The organism is Vibrio sp. St2, assembly GCF_947311885.1.
GTDB lineage: Bacteria > Pseudomonadota > Gammaproteobacteria > Enterobacterales > Vibrionaceae > Vibrio > Vibrio coralliilyticus.
On the sequence record NZ_CAMZNA010000001.1, the window covers coordinates 728028 to 750149 of the forward strand.

The following is a 22122-nucleotide window of genomic DNA, read 5'->3' on the forward strand; positions in this document are numbered from 1 at the left end:
CATAAACACTAAATTTGAAGTAGAAGCAAAAATGCCAAGCGTTGTGAATCCCTCTTAAATTGCTTGTTACGTTTATTTTGCTAAATCTATCCACTGTCCCTGTGTTAGTTCACCTAATTTCTGCGGATTCAGCTTAAACACTGAATTAGGTGTTCCCGCTGCTGCCCAAATTTCAGAATACTCAGTTAGATCTTTGTCCAAAATGGTGTGGACTGATGAATTGTGAGCAACTGGTGGTACACCGCCTATAGCATAACCGACTTTGTCACGGACAAAAGAAGCGTCTGCTTTGGTAAGAACAATTCCTGTAGCTTCTCTAACTTTGTCAGCGCACACCATGTTAGAGCCAGAGGCAACAACTAGCACAGGCTCACCGGTTTCTCCATGCTTAAAGATTAACGACTTCGCTATTTGGGAAACGGTACATCCGATAGATTCAGCGGCATCGGGCGCTGTACGAGTAGAGCTTGGCATTTCCTGAACGACAAAATCTTGGCCGTTTCGAGACAAAAACTCCTGTACTTTCAATGACGAAGACTTCAATTCCTTTGACATATATCCTCCTTAATCTTGCTTATTCGACGATAAACATAACGCCGCGTTAATGGGCAAGCAACGCTGCCACAAAACTAAACCATTGTGACATAAACACTAATGCCAAACTGTGAACCAAAACTGCCAAGCGTAGATTGTCCAATTAAACGCTTGGTTATGGAAGCCTAAAGCAACCAATACAATCACCGCAAAACACGAGCGTTTTGCAACCACAAAACTCAACAAACCAGTATGCAGCAACCCAATAAAGCCCAAAGAAGAAACCTAACGACAACGGTAAAGCCAGCAGAAACAAAGAAGGGCCGCCCCACCGAAGCCAAGAATCAGCTAATTGCCGCAATACAAAGTTTACTTGGGAGCCAAATGCAAACGGCAGATTAGCCTTAACGACACACCCAAAGCGGCTTTTCACCAGAGATAAAAATTTTTAACCTAGTGGACATGTAAGAGTGGCCATGAAACTCGCAACGAACGCTGAACCAACAAGCCAAATAAGAACTAAATCTTGCTGTACCATAACGCTGCATTAAGGTGTGAGCAACGCTACAACTAAACTTAACCAGACCACCGTAAACACAAAGCCAAACGATGGAATGAAAATGCCAGACGTTGGGAATCACTCTTAAATGCTTGGTTATACCTGAGCATAAAACGTATTAGTTACCCAACAGGTCAATCACCTGATCAGACATTGGGGTCAGAGTGCTATAAATCTCAGACTTTCCACAGTAGTTGCATACTAGTACATGATACTTATGTCTTTCCCAGTTAAGAAAACCTTCCCAGAAGTCCCCACTTACTCTCATTTCCTTTTCTTGAAAACGTTTCCCCCCACACCTCAAACATTTCCAATTCCTCCTAGGATCTCGCCTCGCTAGCTCTTCATCTGCTCTTTGCACTAGCTCATCTTTACCGTTCGCCCAACGTTTATTTCGAATTCGCTGTAACTCTACGAGAGGGATAAGTGATAGTTCTTCATCTGTGAATCTTTGTAGCTCTGGATCTGGCTTTTTGCGCCAATTAAACATTTATAATTCCTTATATTGAAATAGGTATAACGCCCAATTAAGGGGTGAACAACGCCTCCCCCGAACCTAAAGCATTGTGCCATAAACACTAAATTTGAAGTAGAAGCAAAAATGCCAAGCGTTGTGAATCCCACTTAAATTGCTTGTTATGTGTTTACTCAAAGTAACCCTCGGAAGCAATTGCAACCGATTGAAAGTACAACCCTTCACCTTCTTCTAGGTCAGGAAGAGTTGGACGCCAGAAAGATAACTGAAGCTCTTTAAACACGTAGCTATAGCCTAACTCTGGATCAGCATGATCATAGTTACCTTCTAGCTGAACTCGTTCGAGCACATTAGCCGCTAATGTCCTATGTACGTCAAAGCCAAACAATGTCGTTGAAAACAACTCAGACGCAGCAGCTTCAATGAACTCAACTCTTCCTTCATTATTAAAATCTACCATGAGACCATCTAAAAAATGATAGCGATGACCATAGATGTAATCAGAAGCTCCGATAACATTGCTCACTTCAGTTTCTGTCATACCAAGCTTGACTGGACCGATTGAGTTTCCTAGTTGAATTTCGAAAATTTCCATTTTTGTCCTAAAAACACATAACGCCGCGTTAAGTGGTGAACAACGCGACCACCCAACCTAAGCCATTGTGCCGTAAACACTAAAGTCGATTAAAACCAAAACTGCCAAGCGTTGTGAATCCGTCTTGAACGCTTTGTTAGCTTTATCTCACTATGCGTTCAAGAGATAAAGCCTCAAACCAAAAGCAATCATTCTCGCAGTCTGGAACATTAGATAGTTCATCGTACGGGTCTAAAGACAAAAATATCTTTGATTCAAGATTCAAAAGCTTTACTTGTGCTATGTTTTCGCAGCCAAAATCTTCGTATATTGAGTACATCGTAACACCCGACATCTTATAGCGACGTTCTTGATTATCAGTATCAAGTAATACCAACTCAACAGAATGAAGTCCTTGCTCCCAATCGTTACTTATATTTAAGCCAATCACCTTTGATTCGGTGGTGCTACAACCACACAACGTTTGTCTTGCTCAGGTTGATAGATATCTTCAATAAGTTCGAATTTGAGTTTGTTCACGTAAAAATCAATGGCTTCATCATAGTCTTTCACGACCAAAGCGATATGGACAATGTTCTGTTTCATAGTATCCCTTATTGAAGATTTTGACCGGTAGCATAACGCCCTGTTAAGGTGTGAGCAACGCAATACCGAAGCTACCGCAAACCACCTGAAACACTAAACGAAACGCATAGTAAAAATGCCACGCGTTGCGAATCACTCTTAAACAGATTGTTAGGGCTTTTTAGCCTCAAGTGTTTTAGCCAACTTATAGCCACGAGTAGTTAATTGATACCACATGAGATTGCTTCTACCCGTTGAAGCAGTGTCCATAAGGTCAATTAACCCCTTTTCCCTCAACTCGAGAATCTCAAATTTCACTTCTACATGATCAGGTGAATAAGGCGCATTTGCATGAGGTTTTGTTCTGCCACCAATTGGCTCTAAATAGTACTGAATAATTCCCGGATAATTTTCATTTTTTAACGACAAGCTTAAAAGCTCTTTCTCTGTATTTAATAGCCTCAAAGGGAGCCAACTCTTAACTATCGGGATTGCAGCAATACAAGCTGCAATAGTGCCAACAGTAGCAATTGCAATACTAACGATTTGATTTTCCATACTACCCCTTTATGTATCGAAGAGCCCTAACGCCCTGTTAAGGTGTGAGCAACACAATACCGATGCTGCTGCATACCACCTTAAACACTAAAATCAACGCATAGTAAAAATGCCACGCGTTGCGAATCACTCTTAAACAGTTTGTTAGGCTTACTGTTCACCATTTATCTGCTTTGCAAAATCAGCGTGAAAACTGATTAGCTCAACACCATCAATTGCTTTTATAGATGCATTACTACCTTCAGCAGTACAGAAAGGTGGATACGCGAATAACAACTGACCAACCCTTAACTCCAAATCGCTTGGAATGTTTAATCTTTCGATTGGGTCCTCGTCAACCCAAGCCAAAAACTGTTCCCAGGTACAACCAAATTCATCAATATCACCGGTTTCAGCATTCAATTTAACTACCAAGTTATCTCGAATAAGAAATTGGTCACCAAAGCAATCCTGAGCAATAGGAAAATCACTTGCTTTAACTTCTCTATATAAATTGTGGAAAGCCAACTCACCTTCTAAGAAGGTATTAACATTTAACAAGCGTTCTTGTGCATCATGAGAGCGGACCTGTAGACCGCCTGAATATAATATTTCCATAATTTCTCGTTCTGTAAGCCTAACGCCGCGTTAATGGGCAAACAACGCTGCCACCAACTTAAACCATTGTGCCATAAACACAAAAACTAAACTGTGAGCCAAAACTGCCAAGCGTTGGTTGTCCGATTGAACGCTTGGTTATGGAAGGTTGAAGCAACCATTACGCTCACCGCACAACTGCAGCTCTTTGTAACCACAAAACCCAACAAACCTCATGCAGCAACCCCAAAAAGCCTAAAGAAGAAACCTAACAACAACGATACGGCCAGTTGAAACAAAGAAGGGCCGCCCCACTGAAGCCAAGCATCAGCTAATTGCCGCTGTACCGGTTTCACTTGGGAACCAGATACAAACGGCAGATTAGCCTTAGCGAAATACCCAAAGCGGCTTTTCACCAGAGATTTAAATTTGGAGTCTAGTGGGCATGCCTAACCTGCAGTGAAACTCTTAGCAAACACTTAACCAACAAGCCTAGTAAGAGCTATATCTTGCTGCACCATAACGCCGCATTAAGGTGTGAGCGACGCTTGGCTATACTTGAGCGAAGCGAAACTGCCAAGCGTTGCGAATCACTCTTAAATGCTTTGTTAGGGACTACTTCCGCCCGGGTTCATGCTTCTCGTAATGCGGCAATTCCGCATTTAAGTCTTCCCAATTCGCTTTCGAAGTCACGAAATTGTGAGATATAGGGCGCTCTGATATGTCACTGTCTAGAGCTCCCAAACGTAGGCGATACCTTTCTGGGGATTGAACATTTGAACTGTATATAGGAGAGCCGCAACTTTTACAGAAGTACTTGCGCTTACCTTCGCTGCTCTCGTAAAACGTAAGAGTTTTATCTTGGTCTGTTAGCTTGAGTTCTTGAGCATTAATGAAACCATTTGTTGCATAAGCACTCCCACTTGCTTTACGACACAGCGAGCAATGACAGTGAATAATATCAGTTACAATACCATCAAGTTCAAACTGAATTGAACCACACAAACAACTTCCCTTATACATCTGTTTTCCTTAGTCAATTTTGGCTATTCGCCTAACGCCGCGTTAATGGGCAAGCAACGCTGCCACAAAACTAAACCATTGTGACATAAACACTAATGCCAAACTGTGAACCAAAACTGCCAAGCGTTGATTGTCCAATTAAACGCTTGGTTATGGAAGCCTAAAGCAACCAACACACTCGCCGCAAAGCATGGGCTCATTGTGACCACTAAACACAATAAACCAGCATGCAGCAACCCAGTGAAGTCCAAAGAAGAAACCTAGCAACAACGATACAGTCAACTAAAGCAAAGAAGGGCCGCCTCACTGAAGCCAAGGTCCAGCTAATTGCCGCAGTGCCATATTACGTGGGGTTGGCATGTAAACGGCAGATTAGCCTTAACGACACACCCAAAGCGGCTTTTCACCAGAGATAAAAATTTTTAGCTTAGTCGACATGTAAGGGTGGCCATGAAACTCGCAGCGAGCGCTGAACCAACAAGCCAAATATGAACTCAATCTTGCTGCACCATAACGCCCAATTAAGGGGTGAACAACGCCTCCACCCAAACCTAAAGCATTGTGCCATAAACACTAAATTTGAAGTAGAAGCAAAAGTGCCAAGCGTTGTGAATCCCTCTTAAATTGCTTGTTATGTGTATAATCAAGAAGTTACTCGACTATACTTGGTACAAGGTTGTTCAGTGGTAAATATTATGGCTGCTCAGAAATACCAAAGGCCAATATCCCCAGATCTACATGCTTGGGGCATTCTCTTTTTCGCCATAATCGGTATGGTTCTCATATTGGTGCTGGGAATCACGTTAGTCAACTTATATGTAGCGTCTAATGGTTATAACGATTTAGCTGCCGTTTTTATTGCTCTCATCGTTATTGGCGTGTTAGCAATGCTAGCTCTAGCATTTTTTGCTCAGCGTATATCCGTATATTACTACCGAAAAAGAGATCCAAGTTAATACACATAACGCCAAATTAAGGTGTGAACAACGCTAACACCTTAGCTAAACCATTGTGCCATAAACACTGAACTTGCTTGAAGTGAAAGCGCCGAGCGTTGTGAATCACTCTTAAATTTATTGTTATGTTTCGTAGCCTAAGATTTCTATACCCTTCTCACCAATCACTACCGGAAACTCACCGACCTTGCAGAGCGCCATCAGAAACTTATCTAAATTCAGCTCACGGTATGAAGCAGGAGCATTTTTATAAGTATGATATGAATAAATTCTTGGAATGAATATTCGTTCAATATGCTTGTACTCGACAGGCCCACCACAGCCTTTAACTGGGTCATCAATTGCCGAATCCCATACCTGTTGGTTACTAGGGGCATTACCAAAGAAAACTTTTTCGGTATCCGTAAAATGATATTCAATACCAGAAAAATCTGCTCCATACTCTGCCATTGTAAGGAAGAACTTCTTCCACTTATGATTGGACATTAAACGCACTGAGTATCTCTGTCTCAGAGCTTTATCATTGTGAGCTTTCATTTAAACCTTCTAGAAACATAACGCCCAATTAAGGGGTGAACAACGCTACCACCCACACCTAAAGCATTGTGCCATAAACACTAAATTTGAAGTAGAAGCAAAAATGCCGAGCGTTGTGAATCCCTCTTAAATTGCTTGTTATAACTCATTTAGCCGACAAACTCTTCGAAGGGAATATCAGATTCTTTCGCTAAACCTTCATCGAGCATTTCGTTGAACCATGCTTTTAACGCTGCTTGCATTTCTGGCATTGAAGATTTCCACACAGGTTTGATGTGTTTCACCCAAAGCTCAATCTCTTTTTGTGTATATGTTTGATGCTTACACAAAATACGAGCAACTCTCAGAATACCCTCAGCTGCTTCTTTGTCGATTACTTGACTAGGAACTGACCAATGTTTTTTACCCAAGCAATCTGTGTAAAACCCGACTTGCTTTAGATCGTCTAGTAGCGCAGGAAAATCGTTGTTCTCGGAATAAATACCACCGAAATCACGCAGTTTTGTACAGCCATTTGCAACCAAATAAGGAAATACGTACATCACATTCTTTTTTGTATGGGTGCGATAAGCTTTCCAAGCGTCTTTGACGTCATTTCCATTTCTTGCAACTGCTAACTCACGCAAGATTGAAATTTTACCTGCCTCTTCAATTGCTAACACAGCTATAGAATAAGCCGTCGGATAGCTTTCAAGTTCAAACAGTTTTTCAGCGTCACCCAATAGTCGATTAGCGTTTTGTTGAGCAAAATTCATCCCATCAGCAATTTCACTTGCATTGAGTGTATTTTTCCACTGTTTCAAATTTTTACTCACGATCACTCCTATGAGTTATAACGCCGCGTTAATGGGCAAACAACGCTACCACAAACTTAAACCATTGTGACATAAACACTAATACCAAACTGTGAACCAAAACTGCCAAGCGTTGGTTGTCCAATTGAACGCTTGGTTATGGAAACCTAAGACAACCACTACAATCACCGCAACGCTTGAGCGCTTTGCAACCACGAAAACCCCACAAGCCAGTATGCAGCAACCCGATGAAGTCCAAAAGAAGAAACCTAACAACAACGATATGGCCAATTGATACAAAGAAGGGCCGCCCCACTGGAGACAAGATTCAGCTAATTGCCGCTGTACCATGTAACTTGGGATAAAAACGCAAACAGCAGATTAGCCATAGAGAAACACCCAAAGCGGCTTTTCACCAGAGATAAAAATTTGGAACCTAGTGGACATGTAAGAATGGCCATGAAACGCGTAGCAAACACTGAAACAACAAGCCAAATAAAGACTATATCTTGCTGCACCATAACGCCCTGTTAAGGTGTGAGCAACGCACTTCCGATGCTACTGCATACCACCTTAAACATAAAACGCAACGCATAGCAAAAATGCCAAACGTTGCGAATCACTCTTAAACAGATTGTTAAATGGCTTTATTTAAGTCCGATCGCAGCTACGATAGCTGCGATGAAAACACCAATTAAGACTTTTCCCCACCCTGTATTATGCCATGCTGGGTCATCATTTTTAGCTGAATCTATGACAATATCCACAGATGCATTCTCAGGGACAGTCTCTATACCGGCATCTTTTCGCATTTCACGTAAATCGATTTCTTTTTGGATTTGAGCTCTTAGCTCGTAATATTTGCTTTTTAGTGCTTTGTGATCGCCAATAAAAAAGGCAGAAACCATAATAACTACTAAAGGTATGGCGAGAATGGAGTACATCTCAATGACGTCTGGTTTACCCTCAAAAGGAATATACCTAGCATTTTCCCATGCTAGATCGACTGGAAAAACATAGGTAATAGAAATTGCTTGCGATGCCAGCAGATGTAAATTTTGGAATAAAGGAAAATCAGCGCCTTTACTAGCAAAGTAAACGGTTTTAATAAGTACCATCAGTAAATAAGTAATAGCTAGTAGAATGCAAAACCTAGCAACCATCGCCTTACGGCTGGTTTTACGCAATTTATCTCTTAACTTCATAAATATTCCCACACCACAAACCAAATGTATGCATATACATTACTATATTTATATACAGTGTCAATTGGTATTTACTTGATGAATTCGAGAAGCCATTTAACGCCGCGTTAATGGGCAAGCAACGCTGCCACAAACCTAACCCATTGTGCCATAAACACAAAAACCAAACTGTGAGACAAAACCACCAAGCGTTGGTTGTCCGATTAAACGCTTGGTTATGGAAACCTAAGACAACCCATACACTCACCACACTACATGAGCTCTTTGCAACCACAAAACCCAACAAACCAATATGCAGCAACTCTATAAAGCCTGAAGAAGAAACCTAACAACAACGATAAAGCCAGCTAGAACAAAGAAGGGCCGCCCCACTGAAGCCAAGTACCAGCTAATTGCCGCTGTACCAGTTTCACTTGGGAACCAGATGCAAACGGCAGATTAGCCATCTTGAGAAACTCAAAGCGGCTTTTCATCAGAGATAAAGGTTTGGAACCTAGTAGAGATTTGAGAATGACCATGAAACTCGTAACGAACGCTGAACCAACAAGCCAAATAAGAACTCTATCTTGCTGCACCATAACGCCGCGTTAATGGGCAGGCAACGCTGCCAAAAAACTAAATCATTGTGGTATAAACACTAATGCTAAACTGTGAACCAAAACTGCCAAGCGTTGACTGTCCAATTGAACGCTTTGTTATGCTTTGCCTTGAACTTGAAGTAGCCGATAAAAGTTCCAAATTAGCCCATATAAGCCAACATATACCAATATCGGAGCTATTTGATTTAGTGTGCTAACACAAACTAAATAACCCATACAATATACCCCACCCCATGCTTTGAAAACATCGAATGCTAAACTGATTGTAGCCAACACAAGAGGAGCTCCAGCTAACACCACTACTCCAAACATCACATGAAAAGCATATGGGTAGTCACGTTCCAAATATGGCTCAGGAATTAACAGGAAGATAATGTAGCCGAGTAGGGATATGCTAAGCATTACTGCCAATACTTTCAAATATCGTATATTTTTGCTTGCCATTATAAATCCTATATTGGAGCATAACGCCCTGCTAAGTGGCTAGCAACGCAAACCACGATACTTAAGCTAGTCACCTTAAACACTGTACCCGACTTGAACTAAAAGCGCCCCGCGTTGATAGTCCGTCTTGAGCAGTTTGTTAGGTATGAAAACTCAGCTAACAGTTCCAATCCACACACCAGAAATTAGCGACAAAATACTAAAAGCCCATTTCTGCGTATCAGAATCATACTTTTTAGACAGTACAATATATAAGGCGCAACCACCCAATATTAAAGAAAACACAAATTTTACAAGTAGTGAAACCAGCTTATACATACGCTCATCAGTCAAACGGGACGATTCAGTTATAGACGACTGAAACTCTAAAATGCCTTTATGTTCGTACAAGTCCGACATCGTATTACCCATTTCAGAATAAGCACCCTCTGTTGGAGCTAATTTTAGTGAGTTATAGCTTAAAAACATTAACGACACCGAAACCAAACTTAAAAAAATACCCAGTAATTTCATTAAAACCTCCTTATATACCTAACGCCCTGTTAAGGGGTGAGCAACGCAATACCAAAGCCGCCGCATACCACCTTAATCACTTAAACCAACGCATAGTGAAAATGCCACGCGTTGCGAATCCCTCTTGAACAGTTTGTTATGTTTGTGCTGACGTAGCTAGACAAACTTATGGTTGTATAGAGGTAAAATGTTGATCACTGGTTCTTCGTAAGGGTGAATTGTTCGAATAGCATCAAGTGCAGCTTGAACTAAAGGCTCTTGGCATCTAACGTCAATTCTGACCTCTTCACCAAAGTTAATTTCACCCTTCTTGCCAGTAACAGGTTCCGAGCCTTCAGTTGGCCTCCAAAACCCTGAAATTCTTACGATAGAAATAACGCTGTCATAGTCAGCGCCAACTGAGTTAAGTGCATCACGGATAGATACAACTTCTGTTTCAGGTGCATAGATTTCTAGCTTGAATTCCATCATTTTCTCCCAAAAAACATAACGCCGCGTTAATGGGCAAGCAATGCCACCACAAACTGAAACCATTGTGACATAAACACTAATGCCAAACTGTGAACCAAAACTGCCAAGCGTTGGTTGTCCAATTAAACGCTTGGTTATGGAAACCTAAGACAACCAACACTCTCACCGCAAAGCATGGGCTCATTGTGACCACTAAACACAACAAACCAGTATGCAGCAACCCAATGAAGTCCAAAGAAGAAACCCAACGACAACGATACAGCCAACTAAAACAAAGAAGGGCCGCCCCACTAAAGCCAAGGTTCAGCTAATTGCCGCAATACAAAATTTACTTGGGAGCCAGATGCAAACGGCAGATTAGCCTTAATGAAAAACTCAAAGCGGCTTTTCACCAGAGATAAAAATTTGGAACCTAGTGGACATATGAGAATGGCTATGAAACTCACAGCGAACGCCGAACCACCAAGCCAAATAAGAACTAAATCTTGCTGCACCATAACGCCCTGCTAAGTGGCTAGCAACGCATACCACGATACTTAAACTAGCCGCCGTAAACACTGTTCCAAACTAGAATCAAAATTGCCGAGCGTTGATAGTCCATCTTGAGCAGATTGTTATGTTAATTAGTACTACTAATGCGGGATATAGTACATCTATCTTGGAAATACTTATCTGAGGGGTTGAGAACAAGTTGTACACTCTCTTTAGTCGCGTATGCTGCTAAAACATAGCTGATCATATGCTGCCTCTCTAAAGTATTTCTAATTGCAGCAAATCTCGTATTACAACCTTCTGCAAGAATCTCATTAGCTAGTCCACCTTCAATCTCAATCTGAACTATGTTCGCGTGATTCATGTCGTCGGGACCTGAAAAAGTAATGACCTTAACTGGACCTGCACTTAAAGATACTGGACTGAATAGAGTTATGCCCAGCGCTAACAACAATTTAATCAACTTCATAAACCTACACCTCACTTATTCTGATAACATAACGCCCAATTAAGGGGGAGCAACGCTACCACCCAACATAAAGCATTGTGCCATAAACACTAAATTTGAAGTAGAAGCAAAATACGAAGCGTTGGGAATCCCTCTTAAATTGTTTGTTATAAATTCTAGTTTGGGGTAGAAATAAATACATGTCTGAGGTCAGCACTTCCCTCTGCTAAATTACAAGTTCCTATACCAGCTAGAGTTACTAGCTTGCCTGACATTTGTGCGGCTAACAGAATGGATAAAAAATTCTTACCTTCTGCAGAGGTTCCCTTAAAAGTGTAATGCCAATCACTATTTGCACATCCTCTGTTACTAGGAGTTCCATTAACTGCCACATGACAAACTGGTGATATATTATCTGCGTGGCAAACAACTGACTTTATGGTGCCTGAAAAATCAGAATTTCCAGCAAATGCGCTCGCTGAAATTAAAGTTAATACTGCCGAAAAAATAATTTCTTTTAACATAAAAAGCTCCCTAGGTTGATGAAATTTATAACGCCTTGCTAACGGGCGATAACGCTATGTCACCCAACTAAAAATTTGTGCCCTAAACGCTTCAGCCGATTTTAATGAAAGTGGCCAAGCGTTAGGAGTCCCTGTTAAGCGACTTGTTATATGCTAATTACTACCAAGCCAGTTGACTCAATGTTTTTCTGAAGCAAACATCTGTGCGATTTCGTAAGCCCTATCTAGATGGCAATCAAGAGAAGGATCACTAATTTGATGATCGGTGATCATACGGAAATCCATAAACAGTTTTCGTTTCAGTTTAAAGTAATGCTGCCTTTGCCTATTCTCAATCATACTTAGTGAACCACGAACCTCTTTCCAAATAACGCCTTCTTTATTAAGGAAAGAGTCGATTGCTTTCAGTTCGGAGTACATCTCATTTTCTAGTTTTTCAATATTCATAACGATTAAAATAACTCCAAGATGCATTGAGGATAAGGCATATAACGCCGCATTAAGGTGTGAGCGGCGCTTGGCTATACTTGAGCGAAGCGAAAACGCCAAGCGTTGCGAATCACTCTTAAATGCTTTGTTAGGGCTAATCTCGACTGGGGCCATCAACATTAATTGAGGGCATCAATGGCTTTAACTGCGTTTTTAACTGCCCAGACAGCATGACCTGGCCGTAGCCCACACTATAAAAACTGTGTTCTGGAGCGAGTAAACTCTCTGTGTCAGTCATTCTGTATGTAGCTGTATAATTATTGATAGCCCAAAAAGGTTTCCCAAGAGCTTTCTCTATGTGCGCAATTTCGGAGTCTTTACTATCAACTAGATCAACTATGTCGTAAAAAGACAACTGAATATAACGATCTAATTCATTCGGGTTATGAACCACGTTATTCACCCTTATAGTGCTGACTAGCTTTAGGTTACTAGCTTCAACTTTTCCGTAAAAGTGACTAATTTCACTCAAAGCGTGAGCTTGGAAATCATCAATTTCGTTGCAAACAGATGCAAATGAAACAACTGAAGACACCAACACTAAAAATTTCACCATAATTCTCGCCATTTTTCCCTCAATAGCCCTAACGCCGTGTTAATGGGCAAGCAACGCTGCCACAAAACTAAACCATTGTAACATAAACACTAATGCCAAACTGTGAAGCAAAACTGTCAAGCGTTGATTGTCCAATTAAACGCTTGGTTATGGAAGCCTAAAGCAACCAATACAATCACCGCAAAGCATGGACTAATTGTGACCACCAAACACAACAAACCAGTATGCAGCAACCCAATGAAGCCCAAAGAAGAAACCTAACGACAACGATAAAGCCAACTAAAACAAAGAAGGGCCGCCCCATTGAAGCTAAGAATCAGCTAATTGCCGCTGTACCAGTTTCACTTTGGTAATAGATGCAAACGGCAGATTAGCCTTAGTAAAATACTCAAAGCGGCTTTTCACCAGAGGTTGAAATTTTGAACCTAGTGGAAATGTAAGAATGCCCATGAAACTAGCAGCGAACGCTGAACCAACAAGCCAAATAAGAACTAAGCTTTGCTGCACCATAACGCCGGGCATAAGGTGCGCCACGACTAAGCCACCAAGCCCACTGAACTCCAAACCAAAACCGCCGAGTGTAGCGCGTCACCCTTGATGCCTTTGTTATATTGCTGTTGCTAACCATTTTTGAGCTTCTTCAATTAAATGCTCGTTAAATTTAGCTTCTGCATCCTTTCTAGATAAATCTGTATGATAAAGAATCCTTGATCCATCTCTGCAATCCCAAATTTCTCTAAGCCAGCAGAAAATATGCTCCAACCCCAAGCTATCTCCCATAAACTCTTTGTCAGGATACTCATCATTTATTACATGGTGCACGTCATAATACAAAAATGTTGCACCAACATCAGGCTCAAGCTCGGAGTTAATGATTCGAGTAAGAGTTAATTCTATTAATTTATTCGCCGCTTCAAAACGGCTCATTTTGTTTATGTTTAACTCTTCGATAGCCTTCTCGAACCTTGGCCCAACATCAGCCATGATCGGAGAGTCTTCCCAATAGATGTCATTTAGAGAGTCGGTAAACAATCCTTTCTCTAGCCACGAGTTAGCCAAAATAACTATTTTGTCACTTGAAAGCTTACCAAGAATGTATAGTGAATATGCTTCTATCGGTTCCATAGATAGTCCTCTAGCAATATAACGCCGAACATAAGGTGCGCCACGAAAAACTCACCAAGCACACCAAACTCCATACCAAAACCGCCGAGTGTAAAGCGTCACCTTGATGTTTTTGTTATGGCTACGCCTTTACAAATTTAGACAACAGCTTAATAATTGACGAATAGCAATAAAACAGTCACATAGGACTAATACTCCTACTCCATAACGCCTTAGAAAAGGTGAAAAACAAAGTAAGGCTAATCACTAAAAAACTATATTTTGTCCCTATTGTTCTGTGTTTTATTATGACCACTCATCAAGATCAATGTCTACCAAATAGCTTTCATCATCAATATGTATAGACCTTAAGTAAACCTCGAATGGTATACCTACTGTAATATGCTTTTTCCAAAAAACCTCTATATAGTCTTCAGGATATCTAGCTATCATCAACATATGTAGAGTTAATAATACTATTCTGGAACTGGCTATAATATCAGCTAAAACTCCATTGTCCCCATTACCACTGTCCACAGGTATGTTAAATGCTCCATGCGCGATTTCATTTCTTAGCTTATATACACAATACACGCCATAACCATGTTTAGATAAAAAATTGGGCATGTTATCTACTTGTCGGAATAATGGCTGCTCGTTCTCAGAAGCGTTAACTCGCTGCTGGATATAGTCTGTAAGATCCAAGTAACCTAGGGGAGTTTCATTACTTAAGTAATTTTCCTTTAAGAAAGCACAGAGTTGATTAATTTTACCCCTTGGAGGATTTTCCATATGAACAAAACTATCCACAGCCGCCTCAAGGGATGACCAACAACATTGAAAACGTGTTAATTCAGTTATTATTTTTTTCTGTAATATAGACTGACGTTCCCCCCATTCATCAGCCATGCCACAGACACCAGCCCCCGGATCAAAGTAACTCGTATCGTAATCTATAGATTTAATACAAGCTGCTAAGTTAAGCCACGTTGAAACATTCTCAGCACCTTCGTAGCCTCTATAGTCAGCTAACGAACCAAAAAACTGTACAAGTTCAGCGCAATGTTTTTGAAAACTTTTCATCCGTTTACCATTTAAATAATTTAACCTTAATTTCAGAGCCATAACGCCGTATTAAGGTGTGAGCAACGCTACTACAAAACCTAACCATACCACCATAAACATGAAACCCAACGAAGGAATAAAAATGCCAAGCGTTGGGAATCACTCTTAAATGCTTTGTTATAAGCGTATTTAGTTTTACCACGTTCTATCTAAATCTTCTGCGTATAAAGAAATAGCTCGCTGATACTCTTTAATTGCATCACTGTTCGTGGTTGATACTAAAAGTTCGAGTAGTAATGATGTTGCTTCTTTATGGCGTCCCAAGTTGTAGAGACACATGGCATAGAAAGGCTGAACTTCAATGGAACTAGGGTACTCTCTTAGAGTTTGCTCAAAGTAGCTTAAAGCCTCCGAATACATGCCAAGGCTTCGATAAGTACTCGCTAACCCAAACAAAGCATCAAACCTTTCTACCGACGATAAAAGACCTGAAAGAGATGACAGATAATGAGTAATCGCTTCTTGCTCTTTACCTTCGTTGTCGTATGACCAAGCAATTTGCAAATGAGCTTTAGCAGAACAAGTTTCATCGTTTAACAGCGTTTTTAGCAAAGCTCTCGACTCTTGATACTTACCCTGTTTCCGCAATTCAATTGCTTGTTTGATGATACTTTCCATAATTTTCCTCGAAGCTTATAACGCCGCGTTAAGTGGTGAGCGACGCTACCACCAAGCCTAAACCATTGTGCCGTAATCACTAAATCCAAAGCAAACCGAAAATGCCACGCGTTGTGAATCCATCTTAAACGCTTTGTTATGTTTGGAGTTAAATGGATAGACGCAACTCTATTTCGCGCCCTTCAATTAGGTGACCTGTTGCTACGAAACCGCAACTTTCATAGAAACCTTGAGGGCTACCTGAACCTTTGACAACACTTGTGTATAGAGCAGATATTCCGAATTCATTAACCAATGCTGATTTCAACAAATCGATAGCGATACGCCCATAACCCTTTGACTGTTGAGATTTATCGAGCATGAACCGCCAAAGTTCAAACTTACCTGAAATTGTGTCTGCGTTTACTAAAACAAAGCCAATTGGATTATTGTCAGAATAGATACCTTTGAACCAAGGAAAGCTCATAAAATTTGCTTCAGCCAATGAAATAGCATTGCTATCAACATGATTTAGCTGATTTTGAGCTACCTGTAACTGACAAACCTCATAGAAGTTCGTTTTGTCTATACTTCTTAATTCGAGGCTCATACTGCCAACTTCCTTCGAAAACATAACGCCGCATTAAGGGGTGAACAACGCCACCACTCAACCTAAAGCATTGTGCCATAGCCACTTAAGTTGAAGTAGAACCCAAAATGCCGAGCGTTGAGAATCCCTCTTAAATGCTTTGTTATACAAAAACCTACAGATTACGGTACATTGATTCTTTAAGAGCGGTGACTATTTCATCAAATTCAGCTCTAGACTTTCTACTTTTGCCAATTGCACCTTTGTTACCACTTACCTTGGTAATCATTAGCCTATATTTAGGTCTTAAGATAAAACCCAAGAAGAAAAAGACTGTTACACATATTGCAGAGTTAACCAGTTGTGGGGACACACTATCACCTACAAATTCTGGTAAGACTATCGTGAAAAGAAAACCCGGAAAAAATGAAAATAGAAGTCCCCAAAAAGATAGTGTCAGGCCAGCAAGTAGTTTTTGCCGAGAGTCAGCTTCCAACACCTCCAAATCAGCTACTTTCGACAATGGTTCTTTATGCCCTAAATACTCAAAGCTATCGTTTGTCACCTTGTATTTCCCTTTAAGGAAACTCTGTTCCATTAGTTTTCTCCTTTTGTATAACGCCGCATTAAGGTGTGAGCAGCGCTTGGCTATACTTGAGCGAAGCGAAAACGCCAAGCGTTGCGAATCACTCTTAAATGCTTTGTTATGTATATGATTCAACAAGCTCACCTGAACTTATTGAAGCATACTTTTCGATGAACTCGATTGCTCTGCTAAGAGTCACGAACTCGTTTTTAAAACTCTCTGTTTCCTCAGAAATACGCTTTATATGAACTACATAACCATCTTCTGCTTTACTCATAATTACAGTGGTTGTTTTCGCCCCAACAGTCTTGGATGCAGAGATTTCTTCAACGTTTGATAACAGTTGTTCGATTCGTTGCGCTTTTTCTCTGTCTGAGGCAGAGACCCAAATATCGCTATCTGGCAAACTGTAACGATATAGGTAAACAAGCATTGGGATAGTAATAAGAACTATGATACCCACCCCAACAATGAGCTCGAAATTAAAGCCGTAAAGCAAAGGAAGAAGCTGAAGAAGCAGCGCTATACATTGCAGATAAAAGAGATTTCTCCAAACTTTTGGAGTAAAAAAGCGTTTCTTGAAGATGTATCCGTAAAAACCAAACAAATACAATGTAGTGAACACTGTGCTAACCACAACGCCCACAGAAAACGAAGAGGTTAATATTGAGCTAACAATATTTAAAATCTGTAGTAGCGCAAATATAGCGCCATAAATTATCAAACCGACCTTTTTCAATGTAATCTCCTTATATACATAACGCCGCGTTAATGGGCAAACAACGCTGCCACCAACTTAAACCATTGTGCCATAAACACAAAAACTAAACTGTGAGCCAAAACTGCCAAGCGTTGGTTGTCCGATTAAACGCTTGGTTATGGAAACCTAAAACAACCACTACACTCACCGCAACACACGAGCACTTTGCAACAACAAAACGCCACAAACCAGTATGCAGCAACTCAATGAAGCCTAAAGAAGAAACCTAACAACAGCGATACAGCCAACTAAACCAAATAAGGGCCGCCCCACTACAGCTAAGCTCCAGCTAATTGCCGGAATGCAAACTTAGCTTGGGAGCTAAATGCAAACGGCAGATTAGCTTTAACGAAACACCTAAAGCGGCTTTTCACCAGAGATTGGCATTTGGAATCTAGCGTGTATGTAAAAAGTGCTATTAAACTTACAACGGGCGCTGAACCAGTACCCCAAATAAGAGTCCTACCTTGCTGCACCATAACGCCCTGTTAAGGTGTGAGCAACGCAATGCCCAAGCCTCCGCAGACCACCTTAAACACTAAAAGCAACGCATAGTGAAAATGCCACGCGTTGCGAATCACTCTTGAACAATTTGTTAGCTTTTTCTCGCCAGTGTAGTTAACTTCCCGACAACTACAGATATGAACATAACCATATGTAATGTACCCAATAGAGACATTGAAATCGCGAAAATTTTATCTGCCGTAGTACCTGGAGATAAATCTCCATAACCAACAGAAGTTAACGAGATCATGCAATAATAGAAATAGTCAAATGATGATATGGACTTACCTGTATCGAGAAAGGAGTTAATACTTGTTAATGATATAGAGAACAATGTAGCTATTATTACAAGCATCAGCATATAGATGAACGGCACCATCAACATGTCAAAACGATGAGCTTTACTCAGAGTCGTCTCTAAGCGGAAAACAATATAGATATAATGTGCAATGATTAGGACCGATGAAACTAGAGCATAAGCTGTGTTGTTATTAATCACCTCGTTTAAAAACATAACGGGAAGGACTAAAAAAACACTTGGAATAAACCAATTGTATAACCAGAAGGTGTACTTATTTTTACTCATTATTTTCCTCAGATTTTAAATTTAAAAAGCTAACGCCGCATTAAGGGGTGAACAACGCCACCACTCAACCTAAAGCATTGTGCCATAGCCACTTAAGTTGAAGTAGAACCCAAAATGCCGAGCGTTGAGAATCCCTCTTAAATGCTTTGTTATACAAAAACCTACAGATTACGGTACATTGATTCTTTAAGAGCGGTGACTATTTCATCAAATTCAGCTCTAGACTTTCTACTTTTGCCAATTGCACCTTTGTTACCACTTACCTTGGTAATCATTAGCCTATATTTAGGTCTTAAGATAAAACCCAAGAAGAAAAAGACTGTTACACATATTGCAGAGTTAACCAGTTGTGGGGACACACTATCACCTACAAATTCTGGTAAGACTATCGTGAAAAGAAAACCCGGAAAAAATGAAAATAGAAGTCCCCAAAAAGATAGTGTCAGGCCAGCAAGTAGTTTTTGCCGAGAGTCAGCTTCCAACACCTCCAAATCAGCTACTTTCGACAATGGTTCTTTATGCCCTAAATACTCAAAGCTATCGTTTGTCACCTTGTATTTCCCTTTAAGGAAACTCTGTTCCATTAGTTTTCTCCTTTTGTATAACGCCCTGTTAAGGGGTGAGCAACTCAATACAAAAGCCGCCGCATACCACCTTAATCACTTAAACCAACGCATAGTAAAAATGCCACGCGTTGCGAATCCCTCTTGAACAGATTGTTATACATTTCTTACCCACACGGTTCCGACACCCCAGAACTCCATGCTTCAATAACATTTCCGGGGTTCTCTATTTTGTAGCAAGCCATAAGACTTGAAGGAGATTTGATGCCTAGCACTACCCCTTTACCCTCTACTTTCCCGAAGCTGTCTCGATAAACCGATAAAGCAGGTTGAATTATATTTTTCCAGTAAACATCGACCAGCTCGCTTTCACTCGTATATTTAAGGCTTTCGGATAACTTACTGGAACAAAACAACGTATAAAATGTTACACCCCCAGATGACATGACCGATGACTCTAGTGAGCAACTAAGAAGATTACTTTCACCTACTGAAGTCAAAAATGGTTCCAACTCACCTCCAGCGGCACTTAGCTCTAGCTGAATATAGGTAAAAGGTACTAGTGTCGTGACAACTAAGAGCAAGCCCATACGAAGCTTATTACCTGCGTAATTTTTAAACGCATGATAATAAGTGAAAGGAAATAGGAACAACCCTAAGAAACCCAACCATATCTTTTGCTTAAACATGTCGACAACGACTGTAAAATACAAAACTATCCCTATAAAAATCAGAAAAACAGACAAACTTAACATAATTGTGATTTACTTCCTTTTTAATGTATGACGCCCTGCTAAGTGGCTAGCAACGCATAGCACGATACTTAAACTATCCGCCGTAAACACCATACCTGACTAGAACTAAAGTTGCCGAGCGTTGATAGTCCGTCTTGAGCAGTTTGTTATGTGTTAAATTTTAAACTCTAGCTTCTGTTTCTGAGGAACAGATTCAGCATGATTTAAAGGTCCATACTTCCATTTTGATAACGCTTGTACAGCAGCCTCATCAAAAACGCCTTCTGGATTTGATTCTACCACTGTAATGTCAGTTACATGCCCTTGCTGATTGACGTTAAAAGTCATAACTACAAAACCTGATAATTGACTTTCAACTGCTAATTTAGGGTACTTGGGAAATACACGCTCTATAGGTGTGAGTTCTTGATATGTGAGAGGGTCAGTATTTTCCTCAGGGCTAGCGCACCCGACCAGTAATAACACTAAGAAAATTTCTATAAATCTCATATTTACCCTTTTTCACATAACGCCCTGCTAAGGTGTGAGCAACGCAATACCGATGCTTCCGCACACCGCCTTATACACTAAATGCAACGCATGGCAAAAATGCCGAGCGTTGCAAATCACTCTTAAACAGATTGTTATGTGGTGAAGCCATCGATACAAACCTTTTCAGTCAACGCAGCTATTTGAGCCAACTGACCACCGCTTCCATGATAAGTTTCCGCTCTCAAATGGATTAGTTGACCACACGATTTACAAGCAAAATAATTATTTACGATGTCCCCCCAACACTTACCATTGGAAAATCTTGAAAAGGGCTCACCAAAAGCACCATACCCTAAGTATTTAAGACTTTTAGTTTCAACGCTTCTTCTGACAAGAAGTATTGCTGTAACCAAATCATCTGGGCTGCCAATTTTTAACTTAATTTGTTTGCAACTATCACAACTCATAATTCATCCCGTTCAGCCACATAACGCCGCGTTAATGGGCAGGCAACGCTACCACAAACTTAAACCATTGTGACATAAACACTAATGCCAAACTATGAACCAAAACTGCCAAGCGTTGGCTGTCCAATTAAACGCTTGGTTATGGAAGCCTAAGACAACCAACACACTCACTGCAAAGCAAGAGCTCATTGGGACCACTAAACACAACAAACCAGTATGCAGCAACCCAGTAAAGTCCAAAGAAGAAACCTGACAACAACGATACAGCCAACTAAAACAAAGAAGGGCCGCCCCACTGAAGCCAAGTACCAGCTAATTGCCGCAACACTAAACCCACTTGGGAACCGGATGCAAACGGCGGATTAGCCTGTGCGAAAGACAGAAAGCGGCTTTTCATCAGAGATAAAGGTTTGGAACCTAGTGGAATTTGAGAATGTCCATGTAACTCGCAACGAACGCTGAACCAACAAGCCAAATAAGAACTATACCTTGCTGCACCATAACGCCCTGTTAAGGTGTGAGCAACGCAATACCGATGTCACCGCATACCACCCTAACCACTAAACGCAACGCATAGTAAAAATGCCACGCGTTGCGAATCACTCTTAAACAGTTTGTTAGGAGTTTTCAATCTCCGCATCCCACATATCAGTATCGCCATTAAACCTTTTGTACCAACTCCGTAGCGACACGTTGGCTACGCTATTACTTTGCGCACCCCACATTAGTGCTTCTGATATTTCAGCAAGCTCTGTATGCCTTTCAGTCGCATATGGCAATAATTTTTCAATTAAAAACAGAAGCCTAACAATGTTTCTCTGTTCTTGAGCTTCAAGTTTCTCTTGGGTTAGCAAATGCAAAACTTGAGCAGTGAGAACAGGTAAAATTATATTTAAATGCTTCTTTCGCTTAAGCCAAATTCCTTCGACTAAACTAATGCCTATTGTTCTGGATTGGGCGCCTTGATTAAAATAATTGAGAGTCTTTTCTAGCAACTCGGCTTCATTTTTATCTTTAGCTTCCCTGAAGGTAAATACAAATTGAAGAATGGCTAAAAACCAACCAGCAATTGCGATTAAAATTGTCCAGTTCATATAAGTTAC

30 protein-coding genes and 1 pseudogene are annotated in these 22122 nt (G+C 40.6%); 2 read left to right on the plus strand and 29 right to left on the minus strand.

The window, feature by feature from the left end; translation table 11 throughout:
- Nucleotides 1–72 precede the first annotated feature (72 nt).
- The 7 genes and pseudogenes from QMA41_RS03355 to QMA41_RS03395 form a co-directional block, all read right to left on the minus strand.
- Nucleotides 73–555, minus strand: a complete 483-nt coding sequence (locus QMA41_RS03355) for a YbaK/EbsC family protein (protein ID WP_082313791.1) — start codon at nucleotides 553–555, stop codon at nucleotides 73–75.
- 656 nt (nucleotides 556–1211) lie between these two features.
- Nucleotides 1212–1583: a zinc ribbon domain-containing protein gene (locus QMA41_RS03360; RefSeq protein ID WP_171341961.1), complete on the minus strand. Its 372-nt coding sequence runs from the start codon at nucleotides 1581–1583 to the stop codon at nucleotides 1212–1214.
- A gap of 154 nt (nucleotides 1584–1737) precedes the next feature.
- Entirely contained in the window at nucleotides 1738–2163 is a 426-nt protein-coding gene (locus tag QMA41_RS03365) for a hypothetical protein (RefSeq protein ID WP_281628840.1), read from the minus strand.
- A gap of 435 nt (nucleotides 2164–2598) precedes the next feature.
- Nucleotides 2599–2748 (minus strand): annotated as a pseudogene (locus QMA41_RS03370) (VOC family protein); the annotation flags it as partial.
- A 150-nt stretch (nucleotides 2749–2898) separates the two neighbouring features.
- On the minus strand, nucleotides 2899–3285 hold the full coding sequence (locus QMA41_RS03380) for a hypothetical protein (RefSeq protein ID WP_281628842.1): 387 nt from the start codon (nucleotides 3283–3285) through the stop codon (nucleotides 2899–2901).
- A gap of 150 nt (nucleotides 3286–3435) precedes the next feature.
- Nucleotides 3436–3882 (minus strand): hypothetical protein, encoded by a 447-nt coding sequence (locus tag QMA41_RS03390; protein WP_009698349.1) that lies wholly within the window; start codon nucleotides 3880–3882, stop codon nucleotides 3436–3438.
- 594 nt (nucleotides 3883–4476) lie between these two features.
- On the minus strand, nucleotides 4477–4884 hold the full coding sequence (locus QMA41_RS03395; protein ID WP_010644339.1) for a GFA family protein: 408 nt from the start codon (nucleotides 4882–4884) through the stop codon (nucleotides 4477–4479).
- A gap of 695 nt (nucleotides 4885–5579) precedes the next feature.
- Between QMA41_RS03395 and QMA41_RS03400 the strand changes: the two genes are divergently transcribed.
- Nucleotides 5580–5840, plus strand: a complete 261-nt coding sequence (locus tag QMA41_RS03400; protein ID WP_134837818.1) for a hypothetical protein — start codon at nucleotides 5580–5582, stop codon at nucleotides 5838–5840.
- Nucleotides 5841–5963: 123 nt separating this feature from the next.
- On the opposite strand, the gene QMA41_RS03405 is transcribed toward QMA41_RS03400, so the two are convergent.
- Both QMA41_RS03405 and QMA41_RS03410 read right to left on the minus strand, forming a co-directional pair.
- On the minus strand, nucleotides 5964–6377 hold the full coding sequence (locus QMA41_RS03405; RefSeq protein WP_281628844.1) for a hypothetical protein: 414 nt from the start codon (nucleotides 6375–6377) through the stop codon (nucleotides 5964–5966).
- 149 nt (nucleotides 6378–6526) lie between these two features.
- Nucleotides 6527–7192, minus strand: coding sequence for an AbiV family abortive infection protein (locus QMA41_RS03410; protein ID WP_281628845.1), 666 nt, complete (start codon nucleotides 7190–7192; stop codon nucleotides 6527–6529).
- A 124-nt stretch (nucleotides 7193–7316) separates the two neighbouring features.
- Here QMA41_RS03410 and QMA41_RS03415 point away from each other — a divergent pair, with 124 nt between their 5' ends.
- Entirely contained in the window at nucleotides 7317–7466 is a 150-nt protein-coding gene (locus QMA41_RS03415; protein WP_281628846.1) for a hypothetical protein, read from the plus strand.
- Nucleotides 7467–7818: 352 nt separating this feature from the next.
- Here the strand turns inward: QMA41_RS03415 and QMA41_RS03425 are convergent, their stop codons facing one another.
- From QMA41_RS03425 to QMA41_RS03540, 20 genes are all read right to left on the minus strand, one after another.
- Nucleotides 7819–8376, minus strand: coding sequence for a hypothetical protein (locus tag QMA41_RS03425; protein ID WP_281628847.1), 558 nt, complete (start codon nucleotides 8374–8376; stop codon nucleotides 7819–7821).
- A gap of 347 nt (nucleotides 8377–8723) precedes the next feature.
- On the minus strand, nucleotides 8724–8954 hold the full coding sequence (locus QMA41_RS03430; protein WP_281628848.1) for a hypothetical protein: 231 nt from the start codon (nucleotides 8952–8954) through the stop codon (nucleotides 8724–8726).
- Nucleotides 8955–9071: 117 nt separating this feature from the next.
- A complete protein-coding gene (locus QMA41_RS03435) occupies nucleotides 9072–9419 on the minus strand; it encodes a hypothetical protein (RefSeq protein ID WP_281628849.1) in 348 nt (115 codons plus the stop codon).
- 153 nt (nucleotides 9420–9572) lie between these two features.
- Nucleotides 9573–9932 carry a hypothetical protein gene (locus QMA41_RS03440; RefSeq protein WP_281628850.1) on the minus strand — a complete coding sequence of 120 codons (360 nt, stop codon included), beginning with the start codon at nucleotides 9930–9932 and terminating at the stop codon, nucleotides 9573–9575.
- A gap of 156 nt (nucleotides 9933–10088) precedes the next feature.
- Entirely contained in the window at nucleotides 10089–10403 is a 315-nt protein-coding gene (locus QMA41_RS03450) for a hypothetical protein (protein ID WP_281628851.1), read from the minus strand.
- A gap of 619 nt (nucleotides 10404–11022) precedes the next feature.
- The gene (locus tag QMA41_RS03455; protein WP_281628852.1) at nucleotides 11023–11364 is read right to left on the minus strand and encodes a hypothetical protein; all 342 of its coding nucleotides are present in this window, start codon (nucleotides 11362–11364) and stop codon (nucleotides 11023–11025) included.
- A gap of 155 nt (nucleotides 11365–11519) precedes the next feature.
- Nucleotides 11520–11867, minus strand: coding sequence for a hypothetical protein (locus tag QMA41_RS03460; protein WP_281628853.1), 348 nt, complete (start codon nucleotides 11865–11867; stop codon nucleotides 11520–11522).
- A 177-nt stretch (nucleotides 11868–12044) separates the two neighbouring features.
- A complete protein-coding gene (locus QMA41_RS03465) occupies nucleotides 12045–12314 on the minus strand; it encodes a hypothetical protein (RefSeq protein WP_281628854.1) in 270 nt (89 codons plus the stop codon).
- A gap of 136 nt (nucleotides 12315–12450) precedes the next feature.
- Nucleotides 12451–12912 (minus strand): hypothetical protein, encoded by a 462-nt coding sequence (locus QMA41_RS03470; RefSeq protein WP_157622134.1) that lies wholly within the window; start codon nucleotides 12910–12912, stop codon nucleotides 12451–12453.
- A gap of 606 nt (nucleotides 12913–13518) precedes the next feature.
- The gene (locus QMA41_RS03475; RefSeq protein ID WP_038162718.1) at nucleotides 13519–14037 is read right to left on the minus strand and encodes a hypothetical protein; all 519 of its coding nucleotides are present in this window, start codon (nucleotides 14035–14037) and stop codon (nucleotides 13519–13521) included.
- 285 nt (nucleotides 14038–14322) lie between these two features.
- On the minus strand, nucleotides 14323–15099 hold the full coding sequence (locus QMA41_RS03480) for a hypothetical protein (RefSeq protein WP_281628855.1): 777 nt from the start codon (nucleotides 15097–15099) through the stop codon (nucleotides 14323–14325).
- Between the two features lie 177 nt (nucleotides 15100–15276).
- A complete protein-coding gene (locus QMA41_RS03485) occupies nucleotides 15277–15759 on the minus strand; it encodes a tetratricopeptide repeat protein (RefSeq protein WP_281628856.1) in 483 nt (160 codons plus the stop codon).
- Nucleotides 15760–15907: 148 nt separating this feature from the next.
- On the minus strand, nucleotides 15908–16348 hold the full coding sequence (locus QMA41_RS03490) for a GNAT family N-acetyltransferase (protein WP_281628857.1): 441 nt from the start codon (nucleotides 16346–16348) through the stop codon (nucleotides 15908–15910).
- A 154-nt stretch (nucleotides 16349–16502) separates the two neighbouring features.
- The gene (locus QMA41_RS03495; RefSeq protein WP_198560862.1) at nucleotides 16503–16925 is read right to left on the minus strand and encodes a hypothetical protein; all 423 of its coding nucleotides are present in this window, start codon (nucleotides 16923–16925) and stop codon (nucleotides 16503–16505) included.
- A 106-nt stretch (nucleotides 16926–17031) separates the two neighbouring features.
- Nucleotides 17032–17652: a hypothetical protein gene (locus QMA41_RS03500; RefSeq protein WP_281628858.1), complete on the minus strand. Its 621-nt coding sequence runs from the start codon at nucleotides 17650–17652 to the stop codon at nucleotides 17032–17034.
- Between the two features lie 1272 nt (nucleotides 17653–18924).
- Entirely contained in the window at nucleotides 18925–19347 is a 423-nt protein-coding gene (locus QMA41_RS03510) for a hypothetical protein (RefSeq protein ID WP_198560862.1), read from the minus strand.
- Between the two features lie 146 nt (nucleotides 19348–19493).
- Complete coding sequence (locus QMA41_RS03515; RefSeq protein ID WP_281629175.1) at nucleotides 19494–20081, minus strand: hypothetical protein; 588 nt, start codon at nucleotides 20079–20081, stop codon at nucleotides 19494–19496.
- A 153-nt stretch (nucleotides 20082–20234) separates the two neighbouring features.
- Nucleotides 20235–20570 (minus strand): energy transducer TonB, encoded by a 336-nt coding sequence (locus QMA41_RS03520; protein WP_171383815.1) that lies wholly within the window; start codon nucleotides 20568–20570, stop codon nucleotides 20235–20237.
- A gap of 134 nt (nucleotides 20571–20704) precedes the next feature.
- Complete coding sequence (locus QMA41_RS03530; protein ID WP_281628860.1) at nucleotides 20705–21019, minus strand: hypothetical protein; 315 nt, start codon at nucleotides 21017–21019, stop codon at nucleotides 20705–20707.
- A 617-nt stretch (nucleotides 21020–21636) separates the two neighbouring features.
- The gene (locus QMA41_RS03540) at nucleotides 21637–22113 is read right to left on the minus strand and encodes a hypothetical protein (protein ID WP_281628862.1); all 477 of its coding nucleotides are present in this window, start codon (nucleotides 22111–22113) and stop codon (nucleotides 21637–21639) included.
- Nucleotides 22114–22122 lie beyond the last annotated feature (9 nt).

What these genes read in the sequence shown, in the direction of transcription:
- QMA41_RS03390 (WP_009698349.1), bottom strand. Translation starts at nt 3,882, where the DNA reads ATGGAAATATTATATTCAGGCGGTCTACAGGTCCGCTCTCATGATGCA.
- QMA41_RS03455 (WP_281628852.1), bottom strand. Translation starts at nt 11,364, where the DNA reads ATGAAGTTGATTAAATTGTTGTTAGCGCTGGGCATAACTCTATTCAGT.
- QMA41_RS03465 (WP_281628854.1), bottom strand. Translation starts at nt 12,314, where the DNA reads ATGAATATTGAAAAACTAGAAAATGAGATGTACTCCGAACTGAAAGCA.
- QMA41_RS03395 (WP_010644339.1), bottom strand. Translation starts at nt 4,884, where the DNA reads ATGTATAAGGGAAGTTGTTTGTGTGGTTCAATTCAGTTTGAACTTGAT.
- QMA41_RS03540 (WP_281628862.1), bottom strand. Translation starts at nt 22,113, where the DNA reads ATGAACTGGACAATTTTAATCGCAATTGCTGGTTGGTTTTTAGCCATT.
- QMA41_RS03405 (WP_281628844.1), bottom strand. Translation starts at nt 6,377, where the DNA reads ATGAAAGCTCACAATGATAAAGCTCTGAGACAGAGATACTCAGTGCGT.
- QMA41_RS03435 (WP_281628849.1), bottom strand. Translation starts at nt 9,419, where the DNA reads ATGGCAAGCAAAAATATACGATATTTGAAAGTATTGGCAGTAATGCTT.
- QMA41_RS03470 (WP_157622134.1), bottom strand. Translation starts at nt 12,912, where the DNA reads ATGGTGAAATTTTTAGTGTTGGTGTCTTCAGTTGTTTCATTTGCATCT.
- QMA41_RS03490 (WP_281628857.1), bottom strand. Translation starts at nt 16,348, where the DNA reads ATGAGCCTCGAATTAAGAAGTATAGACAAAACGAACTTCTATGAGGTT.
- QMA41_RS03510 (WP_198560862.1), bottom strand. Translation starts at nt 19,347, where the DNA reads ATGGAACAGAGTTTCCTTAAAGGGAAATACAAGGTGACAAACGATAGC.
- QMA41_RS03360 (WP_171341961.1), bottom strand. Translation starts at nt 1,583, where the DNA reads ATGTTTAATTGGCGCAAAAAGCCAGATCCAGAGCTACAAAGATTCACA.
- QMA41_RS03485 (WP_281628856.1), bottom strand. Translation starts at nt 15,759, where the DNA reads ATGGAAAGTATCATCAAACAAGCAATTGAATTGCGGAAACAGGGTAAG.
- QMA41_RS03475 (WP_038162718.1), bottom strand. Translation starts at nt 14,037, where the DNA reads ATGGAACCGATAGAAGCATATTCACTATACATTCTTGGTAAGCTTTCA.
- QMA41_RS03480 (WP_281628855.1), bottom strand. Translation starts at nt 15,099, where the DNA reads ATGAAAAGTTTTCAAAAACATTGCGCTGAACTTGTACAGTTTTTTGGT.
- QMA41_RS03365 (WP_281628840.1), bottom strand. Translation starts at nt 2,163, where the DNA reads ATGGAAATTTTCGAAATTCAACTAGGAAACTCAATCGGTCCAGTCAAG.
- QMA41_RS03425 (WP_281628847.1), bottom strand. Translation starts at nt 8,376, where the DNA reads ATGAAGTTAAGAGATAAATTGCGTAAAACCAGCCGTAAGGCGATGGTT.
- QMA41_RS03440 (WP_281628850.1), bottom strand. Translation starts at nt 9,932, where the DNA reads ATGAAATTACTGGGTATTTTTTTAAGTTTGGTTTCGGTGTCGTTAATG.
- QMA41_RS03450 (WP_281628851.1), bottom strand. Translation starts at nt 10,403, where the DNA reads ATGATGGAATTCAAGCTAGAAATCTATGCACCTGAAACAGAAGTTGTA.
- QMA41_RS03400 (WP_134837818.1), top strand. Translation starts at nt 5,580, where the DNA reads ATGGCTGCTCAGAAATACCAAAGGCCAATATCCCCAGATCTACATGCT.
- QMA41_RS03355 (WP_082313791.1), bottom strand. Translation starts at nt 555, where the DNA reads ATGTCAAAGGAATTGAAGTCTTCGTCATTGAAAGTACAGGAGTTTTTG.
- QMA41_RS03495 (WP_198560862.1), bottom strand. Translation starts at nt 16,925, where the DNA reads ATGGAACAGAGTTTCCTTAAAGGGAAATACAAGGTGACAAACGATAGC.
- QMA41_RS03530 (WP_281628860.1), bottom strand. Translation starts at nt 21,019, where the DNA reads ATGAGTTGTGATAGTTGCAAACAAATTAAGTTAAAAATTGGCAGCCCA.
- QMA41_RS03380 (WP_281628842.1), bottom strand. Translation starts at nt 3,285, where the DNA reads ATGGAAAATCAAATCGTTAGTATTGCAATTGCTACTGTTGGCACTATT.
- QMA41_RS03520 (WP_171383815.1), bottom strand. Translation starts at nt 20,570, where the DNA reads ATGAGATTTATAGAAATTTTCTTAGTGTTATTACTGGTCGGGTGCGCT.
- QMA41_RS03460 (WP_281628853.1), bottom strand. Translation starts at nt 11,867, where the DNA reads ATGTTAAAAGAAATTATTTTTTCGGCAGTATTAACTTTAATTTCAGCG.
- QMA41_RS03515 (WP_281629175.1), bottom strand. Translation starts at nt 20,081, where the DNA reads ATGTTAAGTTTGTCTGTTTTTCTGATTTTTATAGGGATAGTTTTGTAT.
- QMA41_RS03430 (WP_281628848.1), bottom strand. Translation starts at nt 8,954, where the DNA reads ATGGTGCAGCAAGATAGAGTTCTTATTTGGCTTGTTGGTTCAGCGTTC.